At 62.4% G+C, this 25182-nt stretch carries 19 protein-coding genes and 1 pseudogene; 3 read left to right on the top strand and 17 right to left on the bottom strand.

Features of this window, described 5'->3' with window-relative positions:
* Positions 1-51 precede the first annotated feature (51 nt).
* The 10 genes and pseudogenes from OPV09_RS03705 to pilM all read right to left on the bottom strand — a co-directional run bounded on the left by OPV09_RS03705 (position 52) and on the right by pilM (position 14035).
* Positions 52-3258, bottom strand: a complete 3207-nt coding sequence (locus OPV09_RS03705) for a molybdopterin dinucleotide binding domain-containing protein (RefSeq protein ID WP_338680581.1) — start codon at positions 3256-3258, stop codon at positions 52-54.
* 10 nt (positions 3259-3268) lie between these two features.
* Positions 3269-4375, bottom strand: a complete 1107-nt coding sequence (nrfD, locus tag OPV09_RS03700) for an NrfD/PsrC family molybdoenzyme membrane anchor subunit (protein WP_338680580.1) — start codon at positions 4373-4375, stop codon at positions 3269-3271.
* 3 nt (positions 4376-4378) lie between these two features.
* Complete coding sequence (gene dsrO, locus OPV09_RS03695; protein WP_051991383.1) at positions 4379-5089, bottom strand: sulfate reduction electron transfer complex DsrMKJOP subunit DsrO; 711 nt, start codon at positions 5087-5089, stop codon at positions 4379-4381.
* A gap of 204 nt (positions 5090-5293) precedes the next feature.
* Positions 5294-6430 carry a deoxyguanosinetriphosphate triphosphohydrolase gene (locus OPV09_RS03690; RefSeq protein WP_070305297.1) on the bottom strand — a complete coding sequence of 379 codons (1137 nt, stop codon included), beginning with the start codon at positions 6428-6430 and terminating at the stop codon, positions 5294-5296.
* A gap of 1 nt (position 6431) precedes the next feature.
* Positions 6432-8051 carry a bifunctional shikimate kinase/3-dehydroquinate synthase AroKB gene (gene aroKB / locus OPV09_RS03685; RefSeq protein WP_166446223.1) on the bottom strand — a complete coding sequence of 540 codons (1620 nt, stop codon included), beginning with the start codon at positions 8049-8051 and terminating at the stop codon, positions 6432-6434.
* Between the two features lie 39 nt (positions 8052-8090).
* Positions 8091-10325 carry an Ig-like domain-containing protein gene (locus OPV09_RS03680; protein ID WP_338680577.1) on the bottom strand — a complete coding sequence of 745 codons (2235 nt, stop codon included), beginning with the start codon at positions 10323-10325 and terminating at the stop codon, positions 8091-8093.
* Positions 10326-10380: 55 nt separating this feature from the next.
* Positions 10381-11706, bottom strand: a pseudogene (locus OPV09_RS03675) (type IV pilus secretin PilQ); the annotation flags it as partial.
* A gap of 92 nt (positions 11707-11798) precedes the next feature.
* Complete coding sequence (locus OPV09_RS03670; RefSeq protein WP_338680576.1) at positions 11799-12830, bottom strand: pilus assembly protein PilP; 1032 nt, start codon at positions 12828-12830, stop codon at positions 11799-11801.
* A 15-nt stretch (positions 12831-12845) separates the two neighbouring features.
* Positions 12846-13406, bottom strand: a complete 561-nt coding sequence (locus OPV09_RS03665; RefSeq protein ID WP_319992145.1) for a PilN domain-containing protein — start codon at positions 13404-13406, stop codon at positions 12846-12848.
* Positions 13403-14035, bottom strand: a complete 633-nt coding sequence (gene pilM / locus OPV09_RS03660) for a pilus assembly protein PilM (RefSeq protein WP_338680575.1) — start codon at positions 14033-14035, stop codon at positions 13403-13405. The genes OPV09_RS03665 and pilM overlap by 4 nt, the downstream gene beginning before the upstream one ends.
* A gap of 303 nt (positions 14036-14338) precedes the next feature.
* Here pilM and OPV09_RS03655 point away from each other — a divergent pair, with 303 nt between their 5' ends.
* The gene (locus OPV09_RS03655) at positions 14339-16684 is read left to right on the top strand and encodes a penicillin-binding protein 1A (RefSeq protein WP_034753639.1); all 2346 of its coding nucleotides are present in this window, start codon (positions 14339-14341) and stop codon (positions 16682-16684) included.
* A 66-nt stretch (positions 16685-16750) separates the two neighbouring features.
* Here OPV09_RS03655 and cyaY read toward each other — a convergent pair whose 3' ends face one another.
* Positions 16751-17080, bottom strand: a complete 330-nt coding sequence (gene cyaY, locus OPV09_RS03650) for an iron donor protein CyaY (RefSeq protein ID WP_034753246.1) — start codon at positions 17078-17080, stop codon at positions 16751-16753.
* 40 nt (positions 17081-17120) lie between these two features.
* On the opposite strand from cyaY, the gene lptM reads away from it, so the two are divergent.
* On the top strand, positions 17121-17303 hold the full coding sequence (gene lptM / locus OPV09_RS03645) for an LPS translocon maturation chaperone LptM (RefSeq protein ID WP_338680574.1): 183 nt from the start codon (positions 17121-17123) through the stop codon (positions 17301-17303).
* Here lptM and OPV09_RS03640 read toward each other — a convergent pair.
* The 5 genes from OPV09_RS03640 to OPV09_RS03620 form a co-directional block, all read right to left on the bottom strand.
* A complete protein-coding gene (locus OPV09_RS03640; RefSeq protein ID WP_338680573.1) occupies positions 17300-17953 on the bottom strand; it encodes a protein-methionine-sulfoxide reductase heme-binding subunit MsrQ in 654 nt (217 codons plus the stop codon). The two genes, lptM and OPV09_RS03640, sit on opposite strands and share 4 nt — an antisense overlap.
* A gap of 9 nt (positions 17954-17962) precedes the next feature.
* Entirely contained in the window at positions 17963-18940 is a 978-nt protein-coding gene (gene msrP / locus OPV09_RS03635; RefSeq protein WP_034753241.1) for a protein-methionine-sulfoxide reductase catalytic subunit MsrP, read from the bottom strand.
* A 72-nt stretch (positions 18941-19012) separates the two neighbouring features.
* Positions 19013-20164, bottom strand: a complete 1152-nt coding sequence (gene ccsB / locus OPV09_RS03630) for a c-type cytochrome biogenesis protein CcsB (RefSeq protein WP_034753239.1) — start codon at positions 20162-20164, stop codon at positions 19013-19015.
* Between the two features lie 64 nt (positions 20165-20228).
* Positions 20229-22325, bottom strand: coding sequence for a cytochrome c biogenesis protein ResB (locus OPV09_RS03625; protein ID WP_338680571.1), 2097 nt, complete (start codon positions 22323-22325; stop codon positions 20229-20231).
* 185 nt (positions 22326-22510) lie between these two features.
* Positions 22511-23182, bottom strand: a complete 672-nt coding sequence (locus OPV09_RS03620; RefSeq protein WP_338680570.1) for a c-type cytochrome — start codon at positions 23180-23182, stop codon at positions 22511-22513.
* A gap of 186 nt (positions 23183-23368) precedes the next feature.
* On the opposite strand from OPV09_RS03620, the gene yihA reads away from it, so the two are divergent.
* On the top strand, positions 23369-24112 hold the full coding sequence (gene yihA / locus OPV09_RS03615; protein WP_034753234.1) for a ribosome biogenesis GTP-binding protein YihA/YsxC: 744 nt from the start codon (positions 23369-23371) through the stop codon (positions 24110-24112).
* 76 nt (positions 24113-24188) lie between these two features.
* On the opposite strand, the gene OPV09_RS03610 is transcribed toward yihA, so the two are convergent.
* Complete coding sequence (locus tag OPV09_RS03610) at positions 24189-25085, bottom strand: hypothetical protein (RefSeq protein WP_338680569.1); 897 nt, start codon at positions 25083-25085, stop codon at positions 24189-24191.
* Positions 25086-25182: the final 97 nt, after the last annotated feature.

Raw genomic sequence — 25182 nt, 5'->3', positions numbered from 1 at the left:
GGTCTGACCCCGGCCGTTACGACCTTGGGGTAAAAGGTTCGAGCCTGCTTCTCAACGAATAATCCGCGCCGGCAGTCCCTGCCGCACAGCCGTGCCCGAAACGGGATCGACAAACACGTTCTTGTCGCCGCGGCTCGGATCCGTCAAGCCCAGGTCGTTCAAGTTGATGCCCGCGCCGATGGCCGGTTCATCGGGCTGGCGCGACTTGCCGATGCGGTGGGCGCGCGCGCCGTGCTCCTTGTGGCCGAAACCGTGCTCGATGGCGATCACGCCGCGCTGCACGCCGTGGCGCAGCATCACCGTCGCCCTGGCCTTGCCGCCCGGCGTTTCCAGGTAAATCACGTCGCCATTTTGCAGCTTCAAGCGGGCCGCGTCGTCGGGGTGCACGGCGACGGGGTTGTCCGGATGGATGCCGCGCAAGCGCCGCGCACCGATGCTGTACGAGTTTTGCAGCGCCGATTTAAAACTGATCAGTTCGAACGGCCATTCGCTAGCCGGATAGGCTTTGCGTACCGGCGTGCCGTCGGCAAACGCCGCCACCCGCCACGCGGGCGTACCGGGGAAACGCTTGCCGCTCAAGCTGTTCTTGCTCACGCCCAGGCCCTCGTTGTACAGCATCATCGGTTTCAGATAACGGTGCGTGGACCAGTCCTGCGGATACGGCGATTCGTCGGTCACGGGTGCAGGTACTGGCGGCGTCTTGGCATTCGCGGGCGGCGGCAGGCGCAGGCCGAACATCTCGCCATAGCTCTGGTAGCGCCCTCCCCGCGCCAGCATGAAGGCCACCTTGCGCCATTCTTCCGGCTTCAGGGTACGTTCCAGCTCGGGGCGGATGCGCGCCACGCCGGACAGGTCGATGTCGTCATCGCTCGCATCAGGCACGGACGTTTTTCCCTGCCAGGCGATATTGGCGCCACCGCGCAGATACCAGTCTTCCGCGCGCTGCAGGGGATAGCGCTGGCCATCCATATCCTGCAAGGCGTCCGGGCCGAAGCCAGGCAAGGCCATCGTTTTTGCCAGCGCGATGAAGAACGATTCCATGCAGATGGTCTGGCCGTCCGGCGTCTTTTGCACGCGCGGCTCGACCACGGGCCAGCGCGCCGTGCTCATTTTGACGGGCATGCCGCCCCAGGCGCCGGCCCAGCCCCAGCTTTCATACAGCAAGGTATCGGGCAGCAGGTAGTCGGCAAACGCCGAGCTTTCATTGATGAAGGGGTCGATGGCGACGATCAGGGGAATCTTCTTCGGATCGGCCAGCTCCTTGCCGATCTGCGCGCGCAAGCCCGTGATGCCGTAGACGGGATTGCAGCTCCACAGTATCAGCGCCTTCAAGGTGTACGGATAGCCGTTCATGGCGCTGGTGAGCCATTCGGTCGCCAGCGCGGGCGCGTTCGGATACCACGGCGCCCGGGCCGGATATGCCTTGCCCGCTTCTTTCTTCAGCTTGAATTCCGAGGTTTTTTCATACGGCACATTGCGCCCGATCGGCATGCCGGCCGCCTTGATCTCGCCGTCGAAACTCTCGAGGTTATAGCGCGGGCCGGGTCCCGCATCCTTGAAGCTGCCGCCATTGACGAGGGTGCCGCCCTTGCGGTTCAAATTGCCGATCAGGGTATTGAGCATGACCAGTGCATACGCGTTGTAAAAGCCGGCGCCCGACATCATGCCGCCGTGCGCATTGACGGCCGCGCGCTTGCCGTGGCTGGTCAGTTCCTGCGCCAGGCCTTCGATGATGTCGCGCGCGATGCCGCAGGCGGTCGCGTAGTCATCCATGCTGTGGCGCTGCGCTTCTTCATTGAGCATCGTCATCGCTGTCTTCAGGTGCAGCGGCGCGCCGGCCACGTCCAGCGGGCCATCGAAAAACAGGCGCGCCTCGCCCTTGGCTGCGTTGTGCGGCACGATGGCTTGCGTGGCGGCGTCGATCACGCAGAAGGCGTCGCCATCCTTGTAGCGCTCTTCTTCCGCCAGATCCACCGCACCGATGTCCGACGCGCGCAGGTAGCGGCCATCGCGCGGATGGCCCTTTTCGTTGATGATCAGATGCGTGGCGTTGCACCAGGCGGCCTCGCCCGCCGCTTCCGCCACCTTCAGGTTCGGCTGCACGAGGAAGTTGCGGTCATAGCGTTCGTGCTCGATGATCCAGCGGATCATGGCCATGGCCAGCGCGCCGTCCGTGCCCGGCTTGATCGGCACCCAGCGGCTGCGGTCGCCCGCGGCCAGGCTGTCCGCATTCGTCAGCACGGGGTCGACGACGACGTAGCTGAATTCACGCTTGCCCGAACGGGCCTTGGCGATCAGGGTGCCCTGGCGCTTGAACGGATTGCCCGCATTGCCCGGCGCCGTACCGACGAAAATGCAGAACTCCGTGTTTTCCAGGTCCACTTTCGCATGCGGCATTTTCTTCATGTCGCCGAACATGGCGCCCGAACCGCTGCGGTAGGCGCCGCCGCAATACGAGCCGTGGTTGACCAGGTTCAGGCTGCCGTACGACTGCTTGAAAAAGCGCGTGCCGAACGCCAGCCGGCCATCGTCTGTGCTGCACATCAGGCCCACCTGGTTCACTTGCGGACCCAGTTCCGGCTGCGCCGGATCGATCGGCTTTTCCAGCTCGCGCAAGGCGCGCAAGCCTTGTACGTGGCCTTCGCCAAACAGGTCGCCGCCTTCCGTCACTTCCTTGACCAGTTGATCGAAAGCGATCGGTTCCCACTGGCCGCCGCCGCGCGGGCCCACGCGCTTCATGGGCGCCAGCACGCGGAACGGCGACTCCATCTGTTCCAGCACGCCGTTGCCCCGGCCGCAAGCCGTCGAGCGGCCTTTCAAGCCCTTTTCCTGGAAGCGCGACAGCGACACGAAGCTGTCGCGTATCGACGTTTGATATGGCAGCGCCGGATCGGCCGACAGGGGGCTGTACGGATTACCGGCCACGCGCAAGACCTTGCCGCTTTTTTTATCGAGGCGCACGCGCACGCCGCAAAACGTGGTGCAGCCCATGCACATGGTGTAGCTGACCTGCTGGTCCGGATTGACGGTCAGCTTGCCTGTGGCCGTGTCGACGGAAAACTCGGGCTGCAGGGAATTGCCGTGCAATTTCTGCACAGGTTTATCTTTGCCCAGCGCGTGGTCGACCATGCGGCCGGCCGTGGTGGAAAAGCTGGCGGCAAACGCGGCCAGGCCACCGCCGATGGCGCCATAGCGCAGCAGCTTGCGACGTTTTTCGTTCTCGTCTTCAGGGACGTCGTTGTTTATTTGATCGTTCATTTCTAACTCCTCAGTGCATGGCCATGGCGGGACGGTTGCGCAGCATGCGTCCGGCCCATGGCAAAAATTCCAGCATCAGCAACAGCAGCGCGATCCACAGGCCGGCCGTGCCGATAAGCCCCATCAAGCCATCGTTCCCCATCGGCAGGTGGTAGTCGTACAGGCCCGCGCCCGTTTTCGGGATCGTCTGGCCGCCGATGAAGATCGTCCAGCGCATCATCCAGGCGCTATGCAGCGCGATCAGGCCGTTGACCAGGCCACTCGTGGCGGGGCGCCAGATGGCCAGGGCCATCGGCACGATGGCCGACAGCACGGCCCAGACAGCCGTGAACTGCCATTGCGGCATGCCGGCCACCTGGGTGAACGCCATGCTGTGGCTGGCGCTCACGCCAGAGAGACTCACGAACAGCCAGCCGCCGCCCAGGGCCAGCACCAGCGCCAGCGACAGGGCCAGCGCGCGGTTCAGCGATACTTCCAGCGCCTGCTCGCGGCCCGGCAGGAAGCGGTTGAACAGCAGCGCCAGGCCCACGGCGCCAACAAAGGCCGTGGCCGCAAATTGCGCCGGCAGGAAGGGCGTGAACCACAGCGGACGGGCACGCACCACCATCACTTCCATCCCCGTGTACAGGCCCACCACGAAGGCGGCCAGCAAGGTGCAAACGGCGGCGATGCGGATGGCGCGCAGAGAAGCGGCGCCACCACGCCCCAGCAGGCGATAGGCAAAGGCCAGACGGTCCTGGCCCTGCCCCCGCGTGGCGAAGTCCACGCGCAGCGCCAGCCACGCGTACAGCATCAGACAACCCAGATACAGGGGGATAAAGAACGAGCCCCACGACATCCACGACTGCGGCTGGAAGTAGATATAGAAATGGTAGAAGCGGCCCGGCCCGTGCAGGTCGGCCAGCAGCGCCACGGGCGCCGTCATGCCGCACACGAGGGACGCCAGCAGCGCGATGCGCCCCAGGCGTTCATACGCCTTGCGGCCGAAGACGAAGTACGGCAAGGTCAGCATGAAGCTGCCGTAACTGAGGCCGATGAGGAAAAAATACTGCACCGCCCACGGCAGCCATGCCGCTTCGCGCGTGACGTTGACAATTTCGGTGATGTGGCTGTCCATGGTTTATTTCCCGTGTTTGCTCGGTTGCCAAAGAGTCGCTTCGCCTTCGACGTGGCCGGCGAAGCGCGTGTCCAGTCCCAAATAAAATACGTGGGGCTGGGTGCCCTGCTCGGGTTTCAGTACCTTCACCTTGTTCTCGGTGAGCAGCTGGTGCACCAGGCTTTCCGGGTCATTGAGGTCGCCGAAGATGCGCGCGCCGCCCACGCAGGTTTCCACGCAGGCCGGCAGCAAACCTTCGTCGACGCGGTGCGCGCAGAACGTGCATTTGTCAGCCTTGCCCGTTTCGTGGTTGATGAAGCGCGCGTCGTACGGACACGCTTGCACGCAGTAGGCGCAGCCCACGCAGCGGTCGCCATCGACGACGACGACGCCATCCTTGCGCTGGAAGGTGGCGCCCACGGGACAGACGGGAATGCAGGGGGGATTGGCGCAGTGGTTGCACAGGCGCGGCAGCATGTAGGTACCACAACGGTTCTCTTCCTTGACTTCATAGGTGGAGACGACGGTGCGGAAGCTGTTTTCCGGTACGGCGTTTTCCATGATGCAGGAGACCGTGCAAGCCTGGCAGCCGATGCACTTCTGCACATCGACCACCATCGCCCAGCGCTGGCCACCTTCGCCCTTGGTGGCCGCCTTGCTCGGCAGCGGCGCGATGGCCGCCCCGATGGTTACGGCTGGCAAGGCGCGCAAGAAACTGCGGCGCGATTCAATCATGACACTCTCCTTGACTATGGGCGGCAAGCCCTTGTTGACTTGCTGCCATGATAGAAAAGAAGATACTGCGGGGGTATTGGGGTGATAGTGCGGGGACCTAGATGATCATGCCAATTGACAGAGGATGTCGGATGGGTGTACGCGCTTATAACCCAACGGCAAATGCTGGGGTCAGACCCGGCGGGTCTGACCCCAAAATGACGGTTACAACTCGTCGAGCGAATACAGCCTGCGATGCTCGCGGATCGCGTAGCGGTCCGTCATGCCGGCGATGTAGTCGGCGATCTTGCGCGCCTGCTGCGTGACGTCGCCATCCTTGAGCTGGTAGTCGGGCGGCAGCAGGGCCGGTTCGGCCATGAAGCTGTCGTACAGTTCGCGCACGATGCGGCTGGCCTTTACGCGCATGCGGTTGACCTGATAGTGGCGATACAGGTTCGCCCGTAAAAAGCGTTTCAGGTCCGTCGCGTCCTTGCGCATGGCGTCCGAAAAACGGATCAGCGGGGCACTGGCGCGCACTTCGTTCACATCACGCGGCGCGGCATCGGCAATCAGGCCGGTCGAGGTGACGATCAGATCGTCGGCCAGGGCCGTGATCAGGCGGCGCAGGGTTTCATAGATGGCGCGCCGGCCCGACAGACCGGGGAACGCCTGCTGCACGTCGCGCCACAGGCGGCCGAAGAATTCCACCTCTTCCAGCTGGGCGATGGTGATCAGGCCGGAGCGCAGACCGTCGTCGATATCGTGGCTGTTGTAGGCGATTTCATCGGCCAGGTTGGTCAGCTGCGCTTCCAGGGTCGGTTGCGTGCGGTCGATGAAGCGCTGCGCCACCGGACCCAGTTCGCGCGCATGCGTCAGCGAGCAGTGTTTCAGGATGCCTTCGCGCGTCTCGAACATCAGGTTCAAGCCATCGAAGGCGCCGTAGTGCTCTTCCAGCGTGTCGACCACGCGCAGGCTTTGCAGGTTGTGCTCGAAGCCGCCATGCTCCTGCATGCATTCATTGAGCACGTCCTGGCCCACGTGGCCGAACGGCGTGTGGCCCAGGTCATGCGCGAGCGCGATGGCTTCCACCAGGTCTTCATTGAGGCGCAGGTTGCGCGCGATCGAGCGCCCGACCTGCGCCACTTCCAGGCTGTGCGTCAGGCGCGTGCGGAACAGGTCTCCCTCGTGGTTGAGGAAGACCTGCGTCTTGTATTCGAGGCGGCGGAAGGCCGAGGAGTGGATGATGCGGTCGCGGTCGCGCTGGAACTGGCTGCGCGAGGCGTGCGGCGCCTCGGCAAAACGACGTCCCTGGCCCTGTGCCGAGTGGGCCGCATAAGGGGCAAGGAAGTCTTCCGGCAGCACGTTATTGCACTCCGGCGGCCAGGGTGGCCAGCACCAGTTCGTGGGGCGCGGACGTGATGTTCGGGCTGCCCAGCGGTTGCAAGAGGATGAACTTGATGGCGCCGCCCTCGTTCTTCTTGTCGACCTCCATCAATTCCAGCCAGCGCTCGACGCCGAGGTCCGGCGCCTTGACCGGCAAGCCGGCGGCGGCGACGAGTTTGCGCACACGCTCGACGGCAGCCTGGTCGATATAGCCCATGCGGCACGACAGGTCGGCCGCCATCACCATGCCGCAGCCGACGGCTTCGCCGTGCAGCCAATGGCCGTAGCCCAGGCCCGCCTCGATGGCGTGGCCGAAGGTGTGGCCGAAGTTCAGGATGGCGCGCAAGCCGCCTTCGCGTTCGTCCTGGCGCACCACGTCGGCCTTGATTTCGCACGAGCGGGCGATCGCGTAGGCCAAGGCGCCCTTGTCGCGCGCCATCAGCTTGGCCATGTTCGCCTCGATCCAGTCGAAAAACGCGGCGTCGATGATGGCGCCATGCTTGATCACTTCGGCCAGGCCCGCCGACAGCTCGCGCGCCGGCAGGGTTTCCAGGGTCGAGGTATCGGCGATCACGGCGCGCGGCTGGTAGAAGGCGCCGATCATGTTCTTGCCCAGCGGGTGGTTGATGCCCGTCTTGCCGCCGACGGAGGAATCAACCTGCGCCAGCAGGGTGGTAGGCACCTGCACGAAGCCGATGCCGCGCATGTAGCTCGCTGCCGCATAGCCGGTCAGGTCGCCGATCACGCCGCCGCCCAGCGCCACCAGGGTGGTCTTGCGGTCGCATTTATTGGCCAGCAGCGCGTCGAAGATCTGCATCAGGCTGGCCCAGTTTTTATATTCTTCGCCGTCCGGCAGGACGATGCTGATCACTTCGCGGCCATCGCTGGCCAGCGCCGCCTGCAGGCGGCCCAGGTACAGCGGCGCGACGGTGGTATTGGTGACGATGGCCACCTTGTGGCCGCTGATATGGCGCAGCAGCGCGTCGGCGTCGGCCAGCAGGCCAGGACCGATGGCGATCGGATAACTGCGTTCGTCGAGGTCTACGCTCAACAACATTTTGGATTGCTCGTTCATCGAAGGCTCTGCATGAATGACGCAGTTGGGCGAGGCCTCGCATTCGAGGCTGGCCAGCTGCATCAGGATGGTCTGAACCATCGATTGTACGTTAGGACGGCCCGTGTCGATCACAATGTCGGCCACTTCCATGTAATGGGGCTCGCGCTGCGCCGTCAATTCTTCGAGCTTCCGGCGCGGGTCGGCCGTCTGCAGCAGGGGACGGTTCTTGTCGTGGCTGGTGCGCGCGAGGATGTTGCTGACGCTGGCGCGCAGGTAGACGACCGTGCCCCGTTCCTTCAGGTAGGCGCGGCTGTCGGCGTTGAGGATGGCCCCGCCGCCGGTGGCCATGACGATGCCTTCCTGGGCGCTCAGGTCGCGGATGACCTCGGCCTCGCGCCGGCGAAAGCTGGCCTCGCCCTCGATTTCAAAGATCCACGGGATGGTCGCTCCCGTGCGTGCTTCGATTTCGTGGTCGGAATCGACAAAGCGCAAGCCCAGCTTGCGGGCCAGGATGCGCCCGATCGTGGTTTTGCCTGCGCCCATGAGGCCTACTAAAAACAGATTTTGCATGTGCTGCGACAGTTAATTTGGATTGCGACAATCAGTGGCTTGCCCATACGGACTAATTACGCCTGGCGGTGAAATATCCACGCGGTTAAAGTCCGTGGCCAGCCCCGGAAGCAAAGTGTAACCGACATAAGTTGCCTCCGTCCCGGAACTATTGCCGCGAATCGTCAATTCGACGTCCAGCCAGTGGGCCCTGTCACGCGGATAAGTCAGGGTGACGAGCGCCGTTCCCGAGCTGTCGGTCTTGCCGCCGGTCGACAGATTGAGCGGAATGCCCGGGTCCAGACGGCCATTCAGATTGAGGTCGTTATTCGGATTGAAGGTGCCGCTGCGGTCCCGGTCTTCATTGTCGCACTTCAACGCGGCTGCCACCACCCACGACTGGGCAGCCTGGGAGTATTGCAGATAACCCTTGTAATAATAGCGTGGCCAGGCGGCTGCCGTGATGATCACGTCCGGCACGGGGTTGCCGGCGGCGTCCGTCACAAACACGCTATACGTCTTGCGGTAGGTGCTGCTGTCGGAAGCGTCCAGCGCGTTGCCGCTGCCGGCGCTGATGAACAGCGATTTTTTCGTCACCGTCAGCTTGACCGTGGCCGCATTGCTCGACACACCCTGCAGTTGCGCTTTGACAACGACGCCATCGACACCGGTGGTGCCCTGCCCCGCGATGTAGCTGACCGTGGCCACACCATCGCTGTCGGTGGAGACCAGCGAAGGCGAACTCAGGGAACCATTGCTGGCGTCGGTCTGGATCGAGAAGCTCACCTGTGCGTTCTTGACCAGGTTGTTTTCCGCCGTGCCATCGTGCACGATGGCGCGCAAGGCGCTGCGCTGCGCCGTGCTGCCGGCCGTATTGGCGCCGATGACCGCCGGGTCGGCTTGCAGGCTGATCGTGGCCTGGGCCGTCAGTGGCGCAACGAACTCCACTTCCGACTGTACCGAGGCGCCGCTGTCTTCGTACTTCGCCGTGAGGGCGGTCAGGCCGGCGCCGCTGGCCTGTACGTAAGCGATGGCATTGCCGCCCACCAGCGCCAGCGGCGCCTGCAATGGCGTGCCGCAGGCGGCGTCCTGGTAGATGGCGCCGCGCGACGTGCTGAAACGCACATTGCCCGTTTGTGGCACGCCAGCCACATCGCTATGCACCGTCACCGCATAGCAGGTGTTCGTGTTCAGGGTGGTCAAGGCAACATTGCCGCCCGACACGGCATTGATTGTGAAGTTCGATGCATTGATTGCAATTGGCAAGACGACGCTGTCACCCTGCGCCTTGACGCTGATGCTGTCGCTGCTGCCCGCCTGGGCGTTGTAGCTCAACACCAGCTGGCCGTTGTTGTCCGTCAGCGCGGGACTGGCGCCGCCGCCCTTGACCGTGATGGCATTGCTGCGGGCGCTGAATGTCACCGGTTTGCCAACGAGGGGATTGCCGCTCGAATCGACCAGCTTGACCACCATGTCGGTGCTCGTCTTCAGGTTCACTGTCGAAAAGGCACTGATGACCAGCCGGGTGCCGCTGACGCCGATGTCCGTGCTGGCCGTCTGCGCGCCTGCGCTGGCCGTGACCTTGATCGTGCGCAAGCTGGCGTCGCCCCCCGTATTCAGGCTGACTAGCGCCTGTCCCTGCGCATTGGTATTGACCTTTGTCGCACCCAGCGCGCCCGAATCGGCACTGAATGTCACGCTGGCATTGGGCACGACGGCATTGTTGGCGTCTTTGACAAAGGCGATCATGTTGACGGCGGTACCGCCCGACGACGCCAGGGTGCCGCCGGAAGAGGTCAGCAGCAAGCTGGCAATACCCGAGGTGACGGGCACCACTTTTACCACCACGGGGGCCGACTCGACGCCGCCGCTGCTGGCCTTGATGGTAATGTCGCGCAAACTCGCATCGCCCTTCACGCTGAGTTTTTCCGTCACCGTGCCATTGGCATCTGTCACGCGGTTGGTGTTGCTGATGGTGCCGGAACTGGCGGTGAAGGTCACCGTCTGGCCAGTCATGGCATTATTGCCGGGATTTTTCACCACTGCCGTCAGCACGACTTCCGTACCGTCCGCGCCCGATGCCACAATCGTTGTTGCGCCAGCCACCAGTACCACGCTGCCGACACCGGCATTCGCGCCATCCTTGACACCCAGCGTCGGGTCGCCGCCACCGCCGCCACACGCGGCCAGCAAGGCGCCCAGCGCCAGCAAGATCAGCCAATTCGATACCCGACTCCAATAAGTGTTGCCCCAAGATACATTCCGCATAGTCGCCATCAGTCCGCTTTCGTTTGCATTGTTACTTAAACGTAAAGATGTGACATTAACGTGTTGCTGGCTGATCTGCCACTATTTTCGGCGTAATAAACACCATTAGTTCCGTTTTTTCTTGACTGCGGCCCGTGCTGCGGAAAAAAACACCGAGTACGGGAATGTCGCCAAGAATCGGCACCTTGCTGTCCGTGCCCCGTTCGGATTGCTGATAAATACCGCCCAGCACCACCGTGCCGCCGTCTTCCACCATCACTTGCGTGCGCACATGCTTGGTGTCGATGGCGAAGCCGGAACGGGTTTCCTGGCCCACGCTATCCTTGTTGACGTCCACTTCCAGCACCACGTTGCCATCCGGCGTGATCTGTGGCGTCACTTCCAGGCGCAAATTCGCCTTGCGGAACGTGATCGACGTGGCGCCGCTGCTGGTGGCCACCTGGTACGGCAGCTCAATGCCCTGCTCGATCAGCGCCAGCACCTTGTCGGCCGTCACCACGCGGGGGCTGGAAATGATCTTGCCCCGGCCGTCCGCTTCCAGCGCGGACAATTCCAGGTTCAGGAAGCGGTTGGCGGCCGCCGAAAACAGGCTCAGGGCGAAGCTGGCCGGCTGCAAGCCATTGATGCTGGCGGCCGGCAAGTTGACGAATTGCGTGTTCGGCACGAAGGCGCCGCTGCCGGCCACCGTCTGCCCCGTCGCCTCGCCCACGCCCTGGTAGCTGCCGCCGACAGCCGCGCGGCGTCCGCTGCCGCCCAGGGAAAAGCCTGGCAGCTGGCCTGCCGCCAGGCGCTGGTCCGTAAAACCCAGGCGCGCGCCCAGGTTGCGGCTGAAACTGTCGTTCGCCTCGACGATGCGCGCCTCGATCATCACTTGTCGCGTTGCAATATCCGTCTTGGCGATCAGCTGGCGGATCTGTTCCAGGCGCGCCGGCACGTCGGTAACGAACAGCTGATTCGTGCGCGGCTCGATCAGCACGCTGCCACGGCGCGACAGCAGCCGGCTGCGCCCTTCCCCCGCGTCCAGGCCGAACACGGTGCGGAACGCTTCGGCCTTCTGGTAATTGAGCTGGAAGATGGCTGACTGCAACGGTTCAAGTTCCGCGATCTGCGCGCGCTGTTCCAGTTCCAGCTTTTCGCGCGCAAGGATTTCCTCGCGCGGCGCGATCCACAGCACGTTGCCGTTGCGCCGCATGTCCAGGCCCTTGGCCTGCAGCAGCACGTCGAGCGCCTGGTCCCACGGCAAGTCGCGCAAGCGCACGGTCACATTGCCCGCCACGCTGTCGCTGGCGATGATGTTTTGCCCCGACGCATCGGCCAGGATGTGCAGGGCCGCGCGCACGCCCACGTTCTGGAAATCGACGGAGATTTTGTCGCCCGCATACAGGCGCGGCGCCGTCACTTGCACCACGGCTTCCTGGGCAAGGCCGCCGGCATGCAGGCACAGCATCACGGCCAGGAGCATGCGGTGCGGCCTCATGGCGCCGCCTCGGGCAGGCTGGCCTTCGGAGCAGCCCCCGCCACCTGCAAGGCCAGGCTGCCGCGCCGCTCGCGCCATCCGCCTCCCCCGTCCTGCAGCAGCTCCTTGTATTGCAGCGCCTGTTCACTGATTTGCGTGACCTGGCCGTGGTCCGGTCCCAGATATTGCCCCACCGCCACCCGGTACACGCGCTGGCCCGCCAGCAGCAATGCGCACAGGCGCCCATCCTGTTGCACGCTGCCAACCATGCTGATGGCCGGCAAGGCCACGCTTTCCAGCGGTTCGCGCATTCGCCGCGGGTCCGGCCCCGCCACGCCACCCTGCTGACTGGGCGCGGGCGGCAAGGCGTTAAAAGGATCAGCCAGGGCGGCGGCCTCGTAGGGATGCGGCGCGACAGCGGCAAGCGGACGCCAAGTTGGTATCGCTGCGGGCGCGCCCGCCTTGGGTGCCAATACCGCTTGCGCCGCCAGCTCCCCCGCTTCGGGCAAGCGATACGCCTGCAGCACGGCATCGAGGGTCAGCAAGCGGTCCTTGCCGAGGGTCAGGGCCAGCGCATGCACGGTGACGATGCGCGGCAGGCGCGCCAGGTCCGCCAGCAGCGCGCCCATGGCGTGATAGCCGCCGCGCAACTGTATGGCGATCGGCAAGGCGACATACGGCGCTTGCGGCCGGGCAACACCCGGCTTGAACAGTGAAAATTGCAATCCACGCGCCTGGCCGGCGGCGTTAATGTCCGTCAACAGCGCCGCCATTGCTTGCTGATCCGGCAATTGCTGTTCCAGCAGGGCCAGTTCGGCGCCGGCCTGGCGCTGCTCTGCACGCCACTGCGGCAACTGCTTCGCCCTGGCCTGCGCCGCCAGATAATCGGTGCGCAAGCGGCCCTCCTCGCCTTGCGCCGCCTGCACGGCGGCCATCAGTCCAGCCAGCCACACGACGTGCAGCAGCGCGGCCACCAGCGTACCGGCCAGGGCGGCGCAAGCGAGGCGCGCCGGTAGCGGCCACAGCGACGCGGTCTTCAAGCTCAGCATGATCAACCTCCACGACTAAGATTGCCCAGCGGGTGCCAAAGCCAGCCGTATCGTCCATTCCACGGCGCCATCGGCCACGCCGCGCACCTCCAGCACTTCCGGGCGGGACCAGGGCGCGGCCTGCTCCAGCGCCAACAGCAATGCCGCGACCTTGTCCTGCGACACGGCCTGCCCTTGCAGGCGCACCATCGCCGTTTCCTGACGCACACTGTGCAAGGCCACGCCAGCCGGCATCGCCTGGGCCAGAGCCGCCAGCATGCGCACCCAGGCATTGCGCTGCTCTTGCAGACTGGCAATGGCCTGCTGGCGCAGCAGCAGCGCCGCCGTCTCGCCCTGCACCCGCTTGCCCGCGGCGAGGACGGCATTGACTTGCTGCATGCGATGGCGCCAACCGTCCTGCCGGCGCAGCTGCGCGTCGAGCTGCTGCTGCAGCCAGGCGCCCGCCGCCAGAGCCAGCAGCAATCCCAGCAACGCCCCGCCGGCCAGTTGCCACAGCAGCCACTGAATGCGCTTGCGGCGTGCCGCCTGGCGATATGGCAAAAGGTTGATACACGGCACTTTCGCCACAGTCTTCATCGGGCGTACCGGTGCATGGCCAGCCCCCAGGCCAACTGGTACGCCACGCCACCATCGGACAAGGCTTGCCAGCCACCCTGCGCGAGCGCCGCCTGCAAGGCCAGCGCCTCGCTATCCATGATGACCGGCGTCAACCCGGCCGCCTTGGCCGCATCGAGACGGTGCTGCACGCTGGCGCGCCGCGCCGCCACCAGCAGCACGTCGATCTCGCTGCCGGTCTGGCCGGCAAGCGGCGGCGCGGGGCCGAGCATGACAAAATCCAGGCTGGCGTCTTCCAGCGGAAACGGCATGTATTGCGCCGCTTCCAGTTCCACGAGGATTTCCAGCTGCTCCTCCGGCAATCCGGCAGGCAGGCGGATCGCATGCGTGATCAGGGCCGTGGCCGGCATGGCCAGCGCCACGCGGGTGCAGCCGCTGCCACTGTCGCGATAAGCCTGGCGCACGGCATCGGCCAGGCCCTGCAGATCTTCGATATTGCCTTCAAACATCACTCCTGCGGCCAGCGCAGAACTGCCGTAATGCCGGCACGACAGTTTCCCCCGCCGGCGCCTCAACTCGACCACGCGCACGGAATCGTCCGCCATGTCGACGCCCAGCAAGCCGGTGCCAAGAAAACTGCTGATGGACATGTTTTTCATAGAGAAAAGTCAGCGTGGAAGGGAATCCTGCCACCCGAAAGCCTAGTCCCGGCAGCGCTGGCTTGTAAATGGATTTCACGCTGGAGTCTGCGGCGCGCGGCGCCTATCTGGCAGGGCCGTGATCTGGCGCAGGATAATTGTTACCAAATCCTGGTTGCCAGCGGGCCAATACACGCTTATATAGAGTATCGGCAAGTTTCGACTGTCTCCCCCGGCAAGCGCCACAGCGCGCTGCCACCCCGGCAAGCTCGCTTATAATTGACCGGCATAAATTTACTGAAAGACATGACACGCATGACATCTTCAAAATCCGCTGGCAACGCTGGCTCGAAACCGCCCCAGAAGGGCAGCAAACCCAAACGCTTTTTGCTGATGGCCCTGGTATCGTTCCTGGGCCTGGGCGTCGTCGGCGTGCTGCTGGTGGTATTCGGCCTGGCCATGGCGTATCCGAACCTGCCGGCGCTCGATACCCTGACCGATTACAAGCCGAAAATGCCGCTGCGCATTTTCACCTCCGACAGCGTGCTGATCGGCGAGTTCGGCGAAGAGCGGCGCAACATGGTGCACATCAAGGATATTCCCGATGTCATGAAGAAAGCCGTGCTGGCCATCGAAGATGACCGCTTCTATGAACATGGCGGCGTCGATTACCTGGGCATCACGCGCGCGGCCCTGCACAACCTGACGGGCGGCGCCAAGCAAGGCGCCTCGACCATCACGCAGCAGGTGGCGCGCAATTTCTTCCTGTCCAGCGAACAGACCTTGAAACGCAAGGCGTATGAAGTCTTGCTGGCCTGGAAGATCGAGAAAAACCTCAGCAAGGACCAGATCCTCGAAGTGTATATGAACCAGATTTATCTGGGTCAGCGCGCCTACGGCTTCGCCTCGGCCGCGCAAATCTATTTCGGCAAGAATATCCAGGACCTGACCGTGGCCGAAGCGGCCATGCTGGCCGGCTTGCCGAAGGCGCCGTCGGCCTACAACCCCGTCGTCAATCCGAAACGCGCGCGCATGCGCCAGCAATACATTCTGCAGCGCATGGCGCAGCTGGGCTACATCACGCCAGAGCAATACACGGAAGCCAAGAATGAAGAGCTGAAAGTGAAAACCGACAGCAGCGCCTTTGGCGTGCATGCAGAATACGTGTCGGAAATGGCGCGCCAGCTCGTCTACGAGCAATTCAAGGAAGACACCTATACGCGCGGCCTGAACGTCTACACCACCATTACCAAGGCCGACCAGGACGCCGCCTACATCGCCTTGCGCAAGGGTGTGATGGATTACGAGAAACGCCACGGCTACCGCGGCCCGGAAGCCTATATCGAAATTCCGAAAACCAAGGCCGAAGCGGATGATGCGATCGAAACGGAACTGGCCGACCACCCGGACAGCGACGACATCATCGCCGCCATGGTGCTGCAGGCCTCGCCAAAATCGCTGCAGGCAGTCACCTCGGCCGGCGAGGAAATCACCATTACCGGCCCCGGCCTGACCTTCGGCGCGGCCTGGCTGTCGGAAAAAGCGGCGCCGAACCGCCGCATCAAGCGCGGCGCCGTGATCCGCGTCATGCAAGAAGGCAATGCCTGGGTCTTGACGCAGATGCCGGAAGTGCAATCGGCGTTCGTCTCGGCCAGCACCACCGACGGTGCCATCCGCGCCATGGTGGGCGGCTTCGATTACAACCGCAACAAGTTCAACCACGTCACGCAGGCGTGGCGCCAGCCCGGTTCGGCCTTCAAGCCCTTCATCTATTCCGCTTCGCTGGAGCGGGGCCTGTCGCCGGCCACCATCATCAACGATGCGCCGATCTCGTTCGACGCGGGCCAGACGGGCGGCCAGGCGTGGGAACCGAAGAACTACGACAGCAAATACGATGGCCCGATGACCATGCGCAAGGGCTTGATGAAATCGAAAAACATGATTTCCATCCGCATCCTGCACAAGATCGGCGCCAAGTATGGCCAGGAATACGCGACGCGCTTCGGCTTTGACGCGGACAAGAACCCGCCATACCTGACCCTGGCCCTGGGCGCCGGCAACGTGACGCCGTTGCAGATGGCGGGCGCCTATGCCGTGTTCGCCAATGGCGGCTACAAGGTCAACCCGTACCTGATCGCCAAGGTCACCGATAGCGATGGCAATGTCTTGTCGCAAGCCAAGCCGGACCTGGCGGGCGAGGAAGCCAACCGGGTCATCGACGAGCGCAATGCCTTCATGATGAACAGCATGCTCAACGACGTCGTGCGCTTCGGCACGGCCAATAAAGCCATGGCCCTGAAGCGTCCCGACCTGGCCGGCAAGACGGGCACGACCAACGATTCCATCGATGCGTGGTTTGCCGGCTACCAGGCCAAGCTGGTCGGTATCGCCTGGATCGGCTACGACCAGCCGCGCAACCTGGGCAACCGCGAAACGGGCGGCGGCCTGGCCTTGCCGATCTGGATCAGCTACATGGCGAAAGCTCTGAAAAGCATTCCCGTCGAGGAACGCGCCGTGCCGGAAGGCCTGATCCACGTGGGCGACGAGTACTACTATGCGGAAAATCCACCGGGCACGGGCGTAGGCAGCCTTGAAGGCGCGGCGCGCGGCACGCCGGAGGAAGAGAAAGCGAAAGAAGCCGTGAAGAACGAGTTGTTTTAAACGGTAATCATGCAAAAAGGGCAGCCTGCAAAGGCTGCCCTTTTTTTATTGCCACGGCAGTCAGAATTACTTCAGGACCACCGGCGCGCCCGCCTGCTCGCTGGCCATGGCCGACAGGGCCGCGAACAGTTCGGAGCTGTCGCGCGTGTTGATCCACTCGTCGCCCACGCGCTTGTAGTGGAAACCGCCGGAACGGGCGGCCACCCACATTTCGCGCATGGGGGCCTGGCTGTTGACGATGATTTTCGTGCCGTTATCGATGAACTCGATTTCCAGCACATTGCCGCTACGGCTGCATTCGACGTCGAGCACGTCTTCATCGTTCAGCCGGTCCAGCGCCGCCTCGATCTGGGTCAGGGTGGCTTCGGCCAGGGCCAGGAATTCCGATTCGCTCATGCTACACTCCAAAGATCTTAATCAAACCGTGATTCTAATCGTGAAGTCATCCTCAGCGTTTTATATCGGCACCGCCATTGTGGTTTCTAGCGTCCTGGCCGGCTGCGGCCAGACCGGCCCCCTGTACCTGCCCAAGCCACCCGCGGCCAAAGGCGCGCCAGCCAAAGGCTCCGTCGAACCGGCGCCCGTGCCGCCGCCACCGGTGATCGTGCCGGCAACCTAGGTCGAGCGTGCCGGGGTGGCAGCCTTGGCCGCCCTGGCGCTTTTCTCCCGCTTGCTCCAGGCGAAATAAACGCGGATTAACAGCAGTAGCGCGACGATGCTGCCGAACAGGATCGGTTGCGCGAAATTATTCTTGCCCGCCTTCATCCACCAGAAGTGCAAGATGCCCAGCGGCGCGATGATGTAGATCAGCCGGTGCAACCACTGCCAGCGCTTGCCACCCAGTCGTTTGACCATGCCGTTCGTGCTCGTCACGGCCAGCGGAATGAGCAGCACGAAAGCGATAAAGCCTACCGTGATGAACGGACGCTTGAGCACGTCCTTCCACATTTCCTGCACATCGAAAAAGTGATCGAACCATAAAAACGTGGTGAAGTGCAGCGCCGCGTAGAAAAAGGCGAACAGGCCCAGCATGCGCCGCAGCTTGATCAGCCAATTCCACTGCGTGAAGCGGCGCAAGGGCGTCACCGCCAGGCTGATGCACAGGAAATACAGGGTCCAGTCGCCCGTGCCGCGCGTGATGAATTCCAGCGGCTCCACCAGCTGCCCCGTGTACGTCAGCCAGACCATGCGTGCAAACGGCAGCAGCGCCAGCAAAAAGATCAGGCTTTTCAGCAGCGACAACTGCCTGGCTGTGGGATTGAGGGCCATGGTCTTTCCTTAAAAGAACTTCTTCAGATCCATGCCCGCGTACAGGGAAGCGACATCGTTGTAGCCGTTGAACATCAGGGTCTTGCGCTTGCGCGCGAGAAAACCGTCTTCGCCGATGCGCCGCTCGGAAGCTTGCGACCAGCGCGGATGATCGACGTTGGGGTTCACGTTCGAGTAAAACCCGTATTCGGACGGCGCCGACAGGTTCCAGGACGTGCGCGGCTGTTCCTTGACGAAACGGATCTTGACGATGGATTTGGCTGACTTGAAACCATATTTCCACGGCAAGACCATGCGCACGGGCGCGCCGTTCTGGTTCGGCAAGGTTTCGCCATACATGCCCAAGGTCAGCAGCGCCAGCGGATGGTTCGCTTCATCGATGCGCAAGCCTTCCGTATAGGGCCACTGCAGCACGCGGCTGCCCACGCCCGGCATCTGTTTCTTGTCGGCCAGGGTGATGAATTCCACGTATTTGGCATTGCCCGTCGGCTCGACCTTCTTGATGATTTCCGAGAAGGAGTAACCGACCCAAGGGATCACCATCGACCAGCCTTCCACGCAGCGCAGCCGGTAGACGCGCTCTTCCAGCGGCGCCAGCTTCAGCAGCGCGTCGAGGTCCAGGGTCATCGGCTTCTTGACTTCGCCTTCGATGCTGACCGTCCACGGCCGCGTGCGCAGGGTGCCCGCGTTTTGCGCCGGATCGCTCTTGTCCGTGCCGAATTCGTAGAAATTGTTGTAACTGGTGGCATCTTTATAGGCCGTCTGCTTGTCCAGCGCCGAATAGGCGGGATTGAGCTTGGCAGCCAGCTTGGGATTGGTGCCTTGCGCGAACGCTTCGCGGCTGGCCATTTCCAGCAAGGCCGCGCTGGACACGGAGCCCAGCGCCACTTGCTTGATGAAGCTGCGGCGCGATTCGAATACGGCGCGCGGCGTAATTTCGGAAGAATACGGCAACTCAATGCCGTTGGGACTGCGCTTGATCAACATGGCGGCTCCGGAAAAAGGTGATTGGATATACCTTACACCAGTTTTTCCGGGCCGTTCATGACGCTTCTGTCATTAAAGTTTGCCGTAAGAATGCAGGCCAGAGAGGAACATGTTGACGCCCAAGAACGCGAAGGTCGTCACCAGCAAGCCCACAAGCGCCCACCACGAGGCGACGCGGCCGCGCAAGCCCGTCATCAACCGCATGTGCAGCCAGGCTGCATAATTGAGCCAGACGATCAGCGCCCACGTTTCTTTCGGATCCCACGACCAGTAGCCGCCCCATGCTTCGGCCGCCCACAGGGCGCCCAGGATGGTGGCTACCGTAAAGAAAGCGAAACCGACGGAAATAGCCTTGTACATGACGTCGTCGAGCACTTCCAACGACGGCAAACGGTCAACCAGATAGCCGCTCGACTTGAGCAGATAGGCCGCAGCCACCATGGCCGACAGGGCGAAGGTGCCGTAGCCGATGAAGTTGGCCGGCACGTGGATCTTCATCCACCAGCTTTGCAGGGCCGGCACCAGCGGCTGGATTTCTGCCGCGTCGCGCGTGACCGTGTACCACATCAGGAACACGACGGCCGCCGAAATGACCAGCATGACGAAGGCGCCCAGCTGGCGCGTCGCGTAATGCTGCTCGTAGTACAGGTAGAACATGGCCGTGATCAGGGAAAACAGGATGAACACTTCATACAGGTTCGATACGGGGATGTGGCCCACGTCGGCGCCGATCAGGTAAGACTCGTACCAGCGCACCAGCATGCCCGTCAGGCCCAGCACGACGCCGGCCCAGCACAGCAGGGAACCGACGGACGAGCCGAATTCCGAGCGCGCCACCAGGCCGATCCAGTAGAACAGGGTCGACAGCACGAAAAGCGTGCCCATCCACAGGATGGCGGACTGGCTCGACAAGATGTATTTCAGGAAGAATTTCTGGTTCGCCATCTCCAGGTGGCCCGCATACAGCTCGATGGCGAACAGCGACAGCACGGCCGCCACGGGGATCAGCCAGCGCACGGGCTTCCAGTACCACCCCAGCCACGCGAACGTGGGCGCCGCGGCCAGCAGGATGGCTTTTTCATAGATATCCATGAAGGCGCCAAAACGCATCAGGCCGAACAGGGAGGCGGCCAGCAAGCCGGCGCCATACAGCCAATCGATCAGGCTCAGGCGCTTGAAAAATCCTGGTTCCTGCGTATATATTTGCTTGTTTGCCAATTCCATCATTTTCTCCATTCCCGGCGGCGCTGCAGCGTCCCGAAACTCAGCCAATCCAACTCAGCGCAGCTTACGCCGATTGCGGCAGCTTTGCCTTCAAGTTCTCAAATTCTTTTTCAAAATCCAGGGTCTTGCGTTGCGTGCTCATGGCCATCAAGGCCTCGCTGCCGCCCTCGCCATCCTTGATCCACACCCACAGGCGGCGCTCGCGGATATAGAACATGGAAAATACGCCGATCACGAGGAACAGACAACCGAGGTAGACGACGCTCTTGCCCGGCGAACGCGTCACTTGCAGCACGGATGCCTTGATTTCCGTGAAGTCGTCGAGTTGCAGATACACGGGCGCGCCATAGAAGAAGCTGTCGGACAGCGCATTCGTCGCCAGTTGCAGGAAGCGGCCATGCTTGTCATCGGCCTCGATGGCTTTCAAGCCATCCTGGGCACGCGCCGCCTGCCACAAGTCCCACAGGCTGCCATTCAAGATTTTCATGAAGATATCGGCCGCTTTTTCTTGCTCGGCGGCAGGAATTTTCTCCAGGAAACGCGAAATGGCGAGGAAACCGCCCTCTTGCCCATTGCCGGCAAAGATACCCAGGCTTTTCGCGGCCGATTCCTGCAACTGGCCGCGCAAGGCTTCCGCGTTCGCCTGCGGCATGGCGCGCGCCGCATAGCGCGTGGCCGCCTGCTGGCGCAGCGCCGGATCTTGCAGCGCGGCACGCAAGCGCATCCATTCGTTCACGCTGTAATTGTCATCGGCGGGAATGCGCAGATAGCTGAACGGGTCGCTGGGGTTGACGCGCATGCCGGCCAGGAACACCGTCGTGCCATCGACCGTGACGGGCTGCATGTAGTTCTGGTACTCGCGCGCCTGGCCTGTCTTGTCGCGCAATTTGTATTGCACCGAAGGACCGACGTTCTTGAGATCCTTGTTGTTCGCGTTCTTCGCGGCTGAACCGAGGCGCTTGTCCAGGCCGACCGAGAACTTCTCGTTGAAACTTTCCGCCTTGCTGACGGCGCCCACATCCTGGCCCGCGCTGAGGTTTTCCACGTTGAACGGACGGAAACCCGACCATTCCACTGTGTAGGAATTGCCATCGCTGCGCTCGAGCGGCGTGCTGCCGCCCACTTCGCCGCCGATATCGAAGCGTTTCGTCGTCTTGCCCGTCATGGGAAAGCCCGTCAACTTGAGCTTGCTGCCGCCATCCTCAAAGCTGGACTGGTACAGGGCCAGGCCCTTGTACAGCAGCGGCTGGTTGACTTTGATGGTCGCTGGGAAGCTTTTCCCTGTTTCATGATCGGTCACCACGACATCGCTGGCGAACAGCTTCGGCATGCCCGTGCTGTAGAAATCGATATGGAATTTTTTCAGCAGGATGGTGATGGGCAGATCCTGGATCAGCACGCCATCGGCCTGAGGAATGATGGCCGTGTTGCTCGACGAACCTTCCGGAATCATGGTGTTGCCGCGGAACGTAGGATTCGACAGGCTCAAACGGTGCTGGGCGGGAATGTCGGCGATCACGCCGCTGCCGGCAAATGGCGTCTTGCCGAAGAACCACTGTTGCACACGGATCGGCATTTCCGAGTCGAGCAAGCCGCCCACGCAGATGATGACGATGGCGCCGTGGGCAAAGATATAGCCCCATTTATTGGCCGCGCCCCGCTTGGCGGCGACCAAGGTGGCGTTGTCCTTCTCGACCACCTTGGCCGCATAGCCGGCGTCTTTCAGGCGCATCACCATCTGCTGCGCCAGCACGGCGCGTGGCAGCGGCGCCTGCCATTCCAGCTTGTGGTGGAAATTGCGCAACGATTGCTCGCGCACGGTTTCGCGCCAGCTGCGCATGTCCTTGAGCATCTTCGGCGCATTGCGCACGATGCACAGCGAGGTCGAGGCGACGAGGAAACCCATGATGACGAGGAACCACCAGGCCGAATACACGGAATACAGGCTCAGCTTGTCGAAAACGGCGAACCAGAACGGACCGAACTGGTTGACATAATTGGGCATGGGCTCGTTTTGCTTGAGCACGGTGCCAATGATCGATGCGACGGCGATCAGGGTCAGCAGGCTGATCGCAAAGCGCATCGACGAGACCAGCTCGACGAATTCAGCCAGGCTGCGGCGTTGGGTCTTTAACTCGATTCCGGTCGTGCCTGTGCTCATACGTGGATACTCATACGGGATATGCAATCTTCAAGAAAATGTAGGCATGGAGCAGAGTGTTTCTCCGCGCAAGGCGGCAGCATACTCCTGTTTGGCCCCTGCCATGAAAAAGGGCAGCCCGTTGAGACGGCCGCCCTTGTTCACGCGCGCTGCTGCGCCTGGCAATCTCTTGCCACTATGAAAACTTACTTCAGGCCGGCGATATAATCGGCCACGGCGGCGATCTCGTCATCCGACATGCGGGCGGCGATGGTGTGCATTTCCGCGCTGTTCTTGCGGGCATCGGCCTTGGTGCTGCGGAACATCGTCAACTGGGCCACCGTGTAATCCTGATGCTGGCCGGCGATGCGCGGATACTGGACGGGAATGCCATTGCCCATCGCGCCATGACAGCTGGCGCAGGCTGCAACTTGCTTGGAAGCAATGCCACCACGGTAGATTTTCTTGCCCAGGTCGATCGTATCCTTGTTTTTCGCGGCACCCGGCTTGGACAGCTGCGTGCCCAGGTAGGCAGCGATATTCTTCTTGTCGGCGTCGCTGAGCATCTTCGCGTACGTCGTCATGACGGGCTGGTTGCGCTGCGGCGTCGTGAAGTCGACCAATTGCTTGTAGATATAGCTTTCGTGCTGACCGGCCAGCTTCGGATTGACCGTGATGGTCGAATTGCCGGCCGCGCCATGGCAGGAGACGCAGGCAGGCAGACCGCGCGCCGCATCGCCATCGGCGTACAGGGTAGCGCCCTTGGCAGCGTCAGCCTTGACGGCCGGTTTCGGTGCTTCGACCGCAGAGGCAGTTGCCGATACAGCCAGCAAAGCGAGCAGCATGGATTTGAACAACGGTGAAAACGCACGATTCATTCAGGCACCCTGAGACAGTGAGAAATTAGTGGTGGACATTGCCGCGCCCTGTGGATTTTTGCTTTATTTTCAGGGCCGCAAGCCGCATCGCTGCTACGCCGGCAACAATAAACAACCCCTTATTGTACAATAGCTTCTTGGCGTTATCGCTCCCTTATCGCTCCCTTTTGTTGCTTTACTACTCCCATGTCAAAACTCTGGCAAGCCCGCTTCTTTACGACCGTCAACCAATTGCGTGACCTGCCCGATACCACGGTGCCGGAAATCGCCTTTGCCGGCCGCTCCAATGCCGGTAAATCGACCGCCATCAACATCTTGTGTAATCAGAAAGGCTTGGCGTTCGCCTCCAAGACACCTGGCCGTACCCAGCACATCAACTACTTCTCCATCGGCGGCGCCCATGTGGCGCAGCACCGCAAGGATGCCACCATCGTCGAAGAGATCGAATGCCTGTTGGTCGACTTGCCGGGCTACGGCTATGCGGAAGTATCGGGCTCGGCCAAATTGCACTGGCAGCGCCTGCTGGGCGACTACGTGCAGCGCCGCGAACAATTGGCCGGCTTGATCCTGATCATGGATTCGCGCCGCCCGTTCACCGACCTGGACATCCAGATGCTGGAATGGTTCGCCCCGACGGGCAAACCGATCCACTGCATCCTGACGAAAGTCGATAAGCTGAACCGCAACGAATCCGTGAATGCCTTGCGCCAGGCGAAAGCCAAGCTCGACAGCTACGTGGATGAAGACGGCGTTGGCTTCCCGTTCACTGTGCAACTGTTCTCGGCTCTGAAAAGAGTCGGCATCGACGAAGCCAATGACAAGATCATGGAACTGGCCGGCATCAGCGAAGACGGCGCGGCCCAGATGGTCGAACTGATCGAGATGGAAGACGACGTCGAGCCGGAAGCGGGAACCGACAAACCGGCTTGATCGAGATCAACGCTGCGTAAAAAAGGCTGCCCGTTCACACGACGCAGCCTTTTTTTATTGCAGCGCGTCCTGGCGCCTAGCGCCGTCCCGGCCCAGAGCGCTTCTCGGAAAAGAATTCCTGGCGCAGGAACGCCGTCAGCTCGGCCGTGTCTTCCACCCTGGCGCTGAGGTTGACGTTACGCCCCAGGCGCCGCGATTCCCACACGAAATCACCAGGTTTTTCGGCACGGATCAGCTGAATCATCTTCTTGATGATGGCCGATTCGATATCGGGTTCATTGCCCAGTTCGACTTTTTCCTGCTTCAGCCAATTGCGCTTGAAGTTGCCATTCCAGCCCTTGAACTTGACTTCCGCGCTGAACGAGGTCTGGTTGACGATGGAAAACACGCCGCCCGAATCCTCGCGGTCGCTGCCGGAATTGCGTCCCTGGGCACCGGCGATATTCGCCTTGGCCACGCGCATGGCGCGGTCGTTTTCGCTTTCCTCGGCCGGCGGCGTGGGGTTTTGCGCCTCGCGCTGCTTGCGGCGCTGCTCGATCATCGAGCTCATGTCTTCAGCCGGCGGCGGCGGCAACGGCACTTTCGACACCAGCGGCGGCGTGTAGGTTTCCAGTTTCGGCTTGTCGCGCGGCACGTCTTTTGTCACCACGCGCTTGCTCGGGGCCGGCGGCGGTTTCACCTTGGCCACTTTCGTGTCCTTCGGTTTCGGTGTGGGCTTCGGTTGCGGCTTGTCTTTCAGCGGCGCGATGTAGACCATCGCGCTTTCCTTCTTCGGCGGCGGAATCTTTTCGATCGTGTCGCTGCGCAACAGGACATACGCCGCCAGCAGCACGTGCAGCAAGACGGACACGCCGAGCGCCACCTTGCGCGTCGTGCTGGTCCTGGACCCGTAGGCCGGTGGTGGCTGGATCACTTGCCCGCAGGTGGGGCAAACATCGGAATCGGCAGCCAACAAATGGGTCGTGTCATGCAAAATGAATCGTGCTTTCTGTGTAGCGAAGAAATAACATTACAGGGCAGCCATAGTGCCAGAGTCCCTTGCTTTTGGGAACACTTCCTCGGCCTTTCCA

Origin of the sequence: Janthinobacterium sp. TB1-E2 (genome assembly GCF_036885605.1) — a bacterium.
Classification (GTDB): domain Bacteria; phylum Pseudomonadota; class Gammaproteobacteria; order Burkholderiales; family Burkholderiaceae_D; genus Janthinobacterium; species Janthinobacterium aestuarii.
Note: the sequence above shows the minus strand (reverse complement) of the source record. Positions and strands in the feature narration are given on the sequence as shown.

Excerpts from the sequence above, each read along its gene's own strand:
- OPV09_RS03620 (WP_338680570.1), bottom strand. The coding sequence starts at position 23,182 with ATGAATCGTGCGTTTTCACCGTTGTTCAAATCCATGCTGCTCGCTTTG.
- ccsB (WP_034753239.1), bottom strand. The coding sequence starts at position 20,164 with ATGGAATTGGCAAACAAGCAAATATATACGCAGGAACCAGGATTTTTC.
- cyaY (WP_034753246.1), bottom strand. The coding sequence starts at position 17,080 with ATGAGCGAATCGGAATTCCTGGCCCTGGCCGAAGCCACCCTGACCCAG.
- OPV09_RS03625 (WP_338680571.1), bottom strand. The coding sequence starts at position 22,325 with ATGAGCACAGGCACGACCGGAATCGAGTTAAAGACCCAACGCCGCAGC.
- pilM (WP_338680575.1), bottom strand. The coding sequence starts at position 14,035 with ATGTCCATCAGCAGTTTTCTTGGCACCGGCTTGCTGGGCGTCGACATG.
- aroKB (WP_166446223.1), bottom strand. The coding sequence starts at position 8,051 with ATGGGCGCAGGCAAAACCACGATCGGGCGCATCCTGGCCCGCAAGCTG.
- OPV09_RS03665 (WP_319992145.1), bottom strand. The coding sequence starts at position 13,406 with ATGAAGACTGTGGCGAAAGTGCCGTGTATCAACCTTTTGCCATATCGC.
- nrfD (WP_338680580.1), bottom strand. The coding sequence starts at position 4,375 with ATGGACAGCCACATCACCGAAATTGTCAACGTCACGCGCGAAGCGGCA.
- OPV09_RS03680 (WP_338680577.1), bottom strand. The coding sequence starts at position 10,325 with ATGCGGAATGTATCTTGGGGCAACACTTATTGGAGTCGGGTATCGAAT.
- yihA (WP_034753234.1), top strand. The coding sequence starts at position 23,369 with ATGTCAAAACTCTGGCAAGCCCGCTTCTTTACGACCGTCAACCAATTG.
- OPV09_RS03655 (WP_034753639.1), top strand. The coding sequence starts at position 14,339 with ATGACATCTTCAAAATCCGCTGGCAACGCTGGCTCGAAACCGCCCCAG.
- OPV09_RS03705 (WP_338680581.1), bottom strand. The coding sequence starts at position 3,258 with ATGAACGATCAAATAAACAACGACGTCCCTGAAGACGAGAACGAAAAA.
- dsrO (WP_051991383.1), bottom strand. The coding sequence starts at position 5,089 with ATGATTGAATCGCGCCGCAGTTTCTTGCGCGCCTTGCCAGCCGTAACC.
- msrP (WP_034753241.1), bottom strand. The coding sequence starts at position 18,940 with ATGTTGATCAAGCGCAGTCCCAACGGCATTGAGTTGCCGTATTCTTCC.
- OPV09_RS03640 (WP_338680573.1), bottom strand. The coding sequence starts at position 17,953 with ATGGCCCTCAATCCCACAGCCAGGCAGTTGTCGCTGCTGAAAAGCCTG.
- OPV09_RS03670 (WP_338680576.1), bottom strand. The coding sequence starts at position 12,830 with ATGCTGAGCTTGAAGACCGCGTCGCTGTGGCCGCTACCGGCGCGCCTC.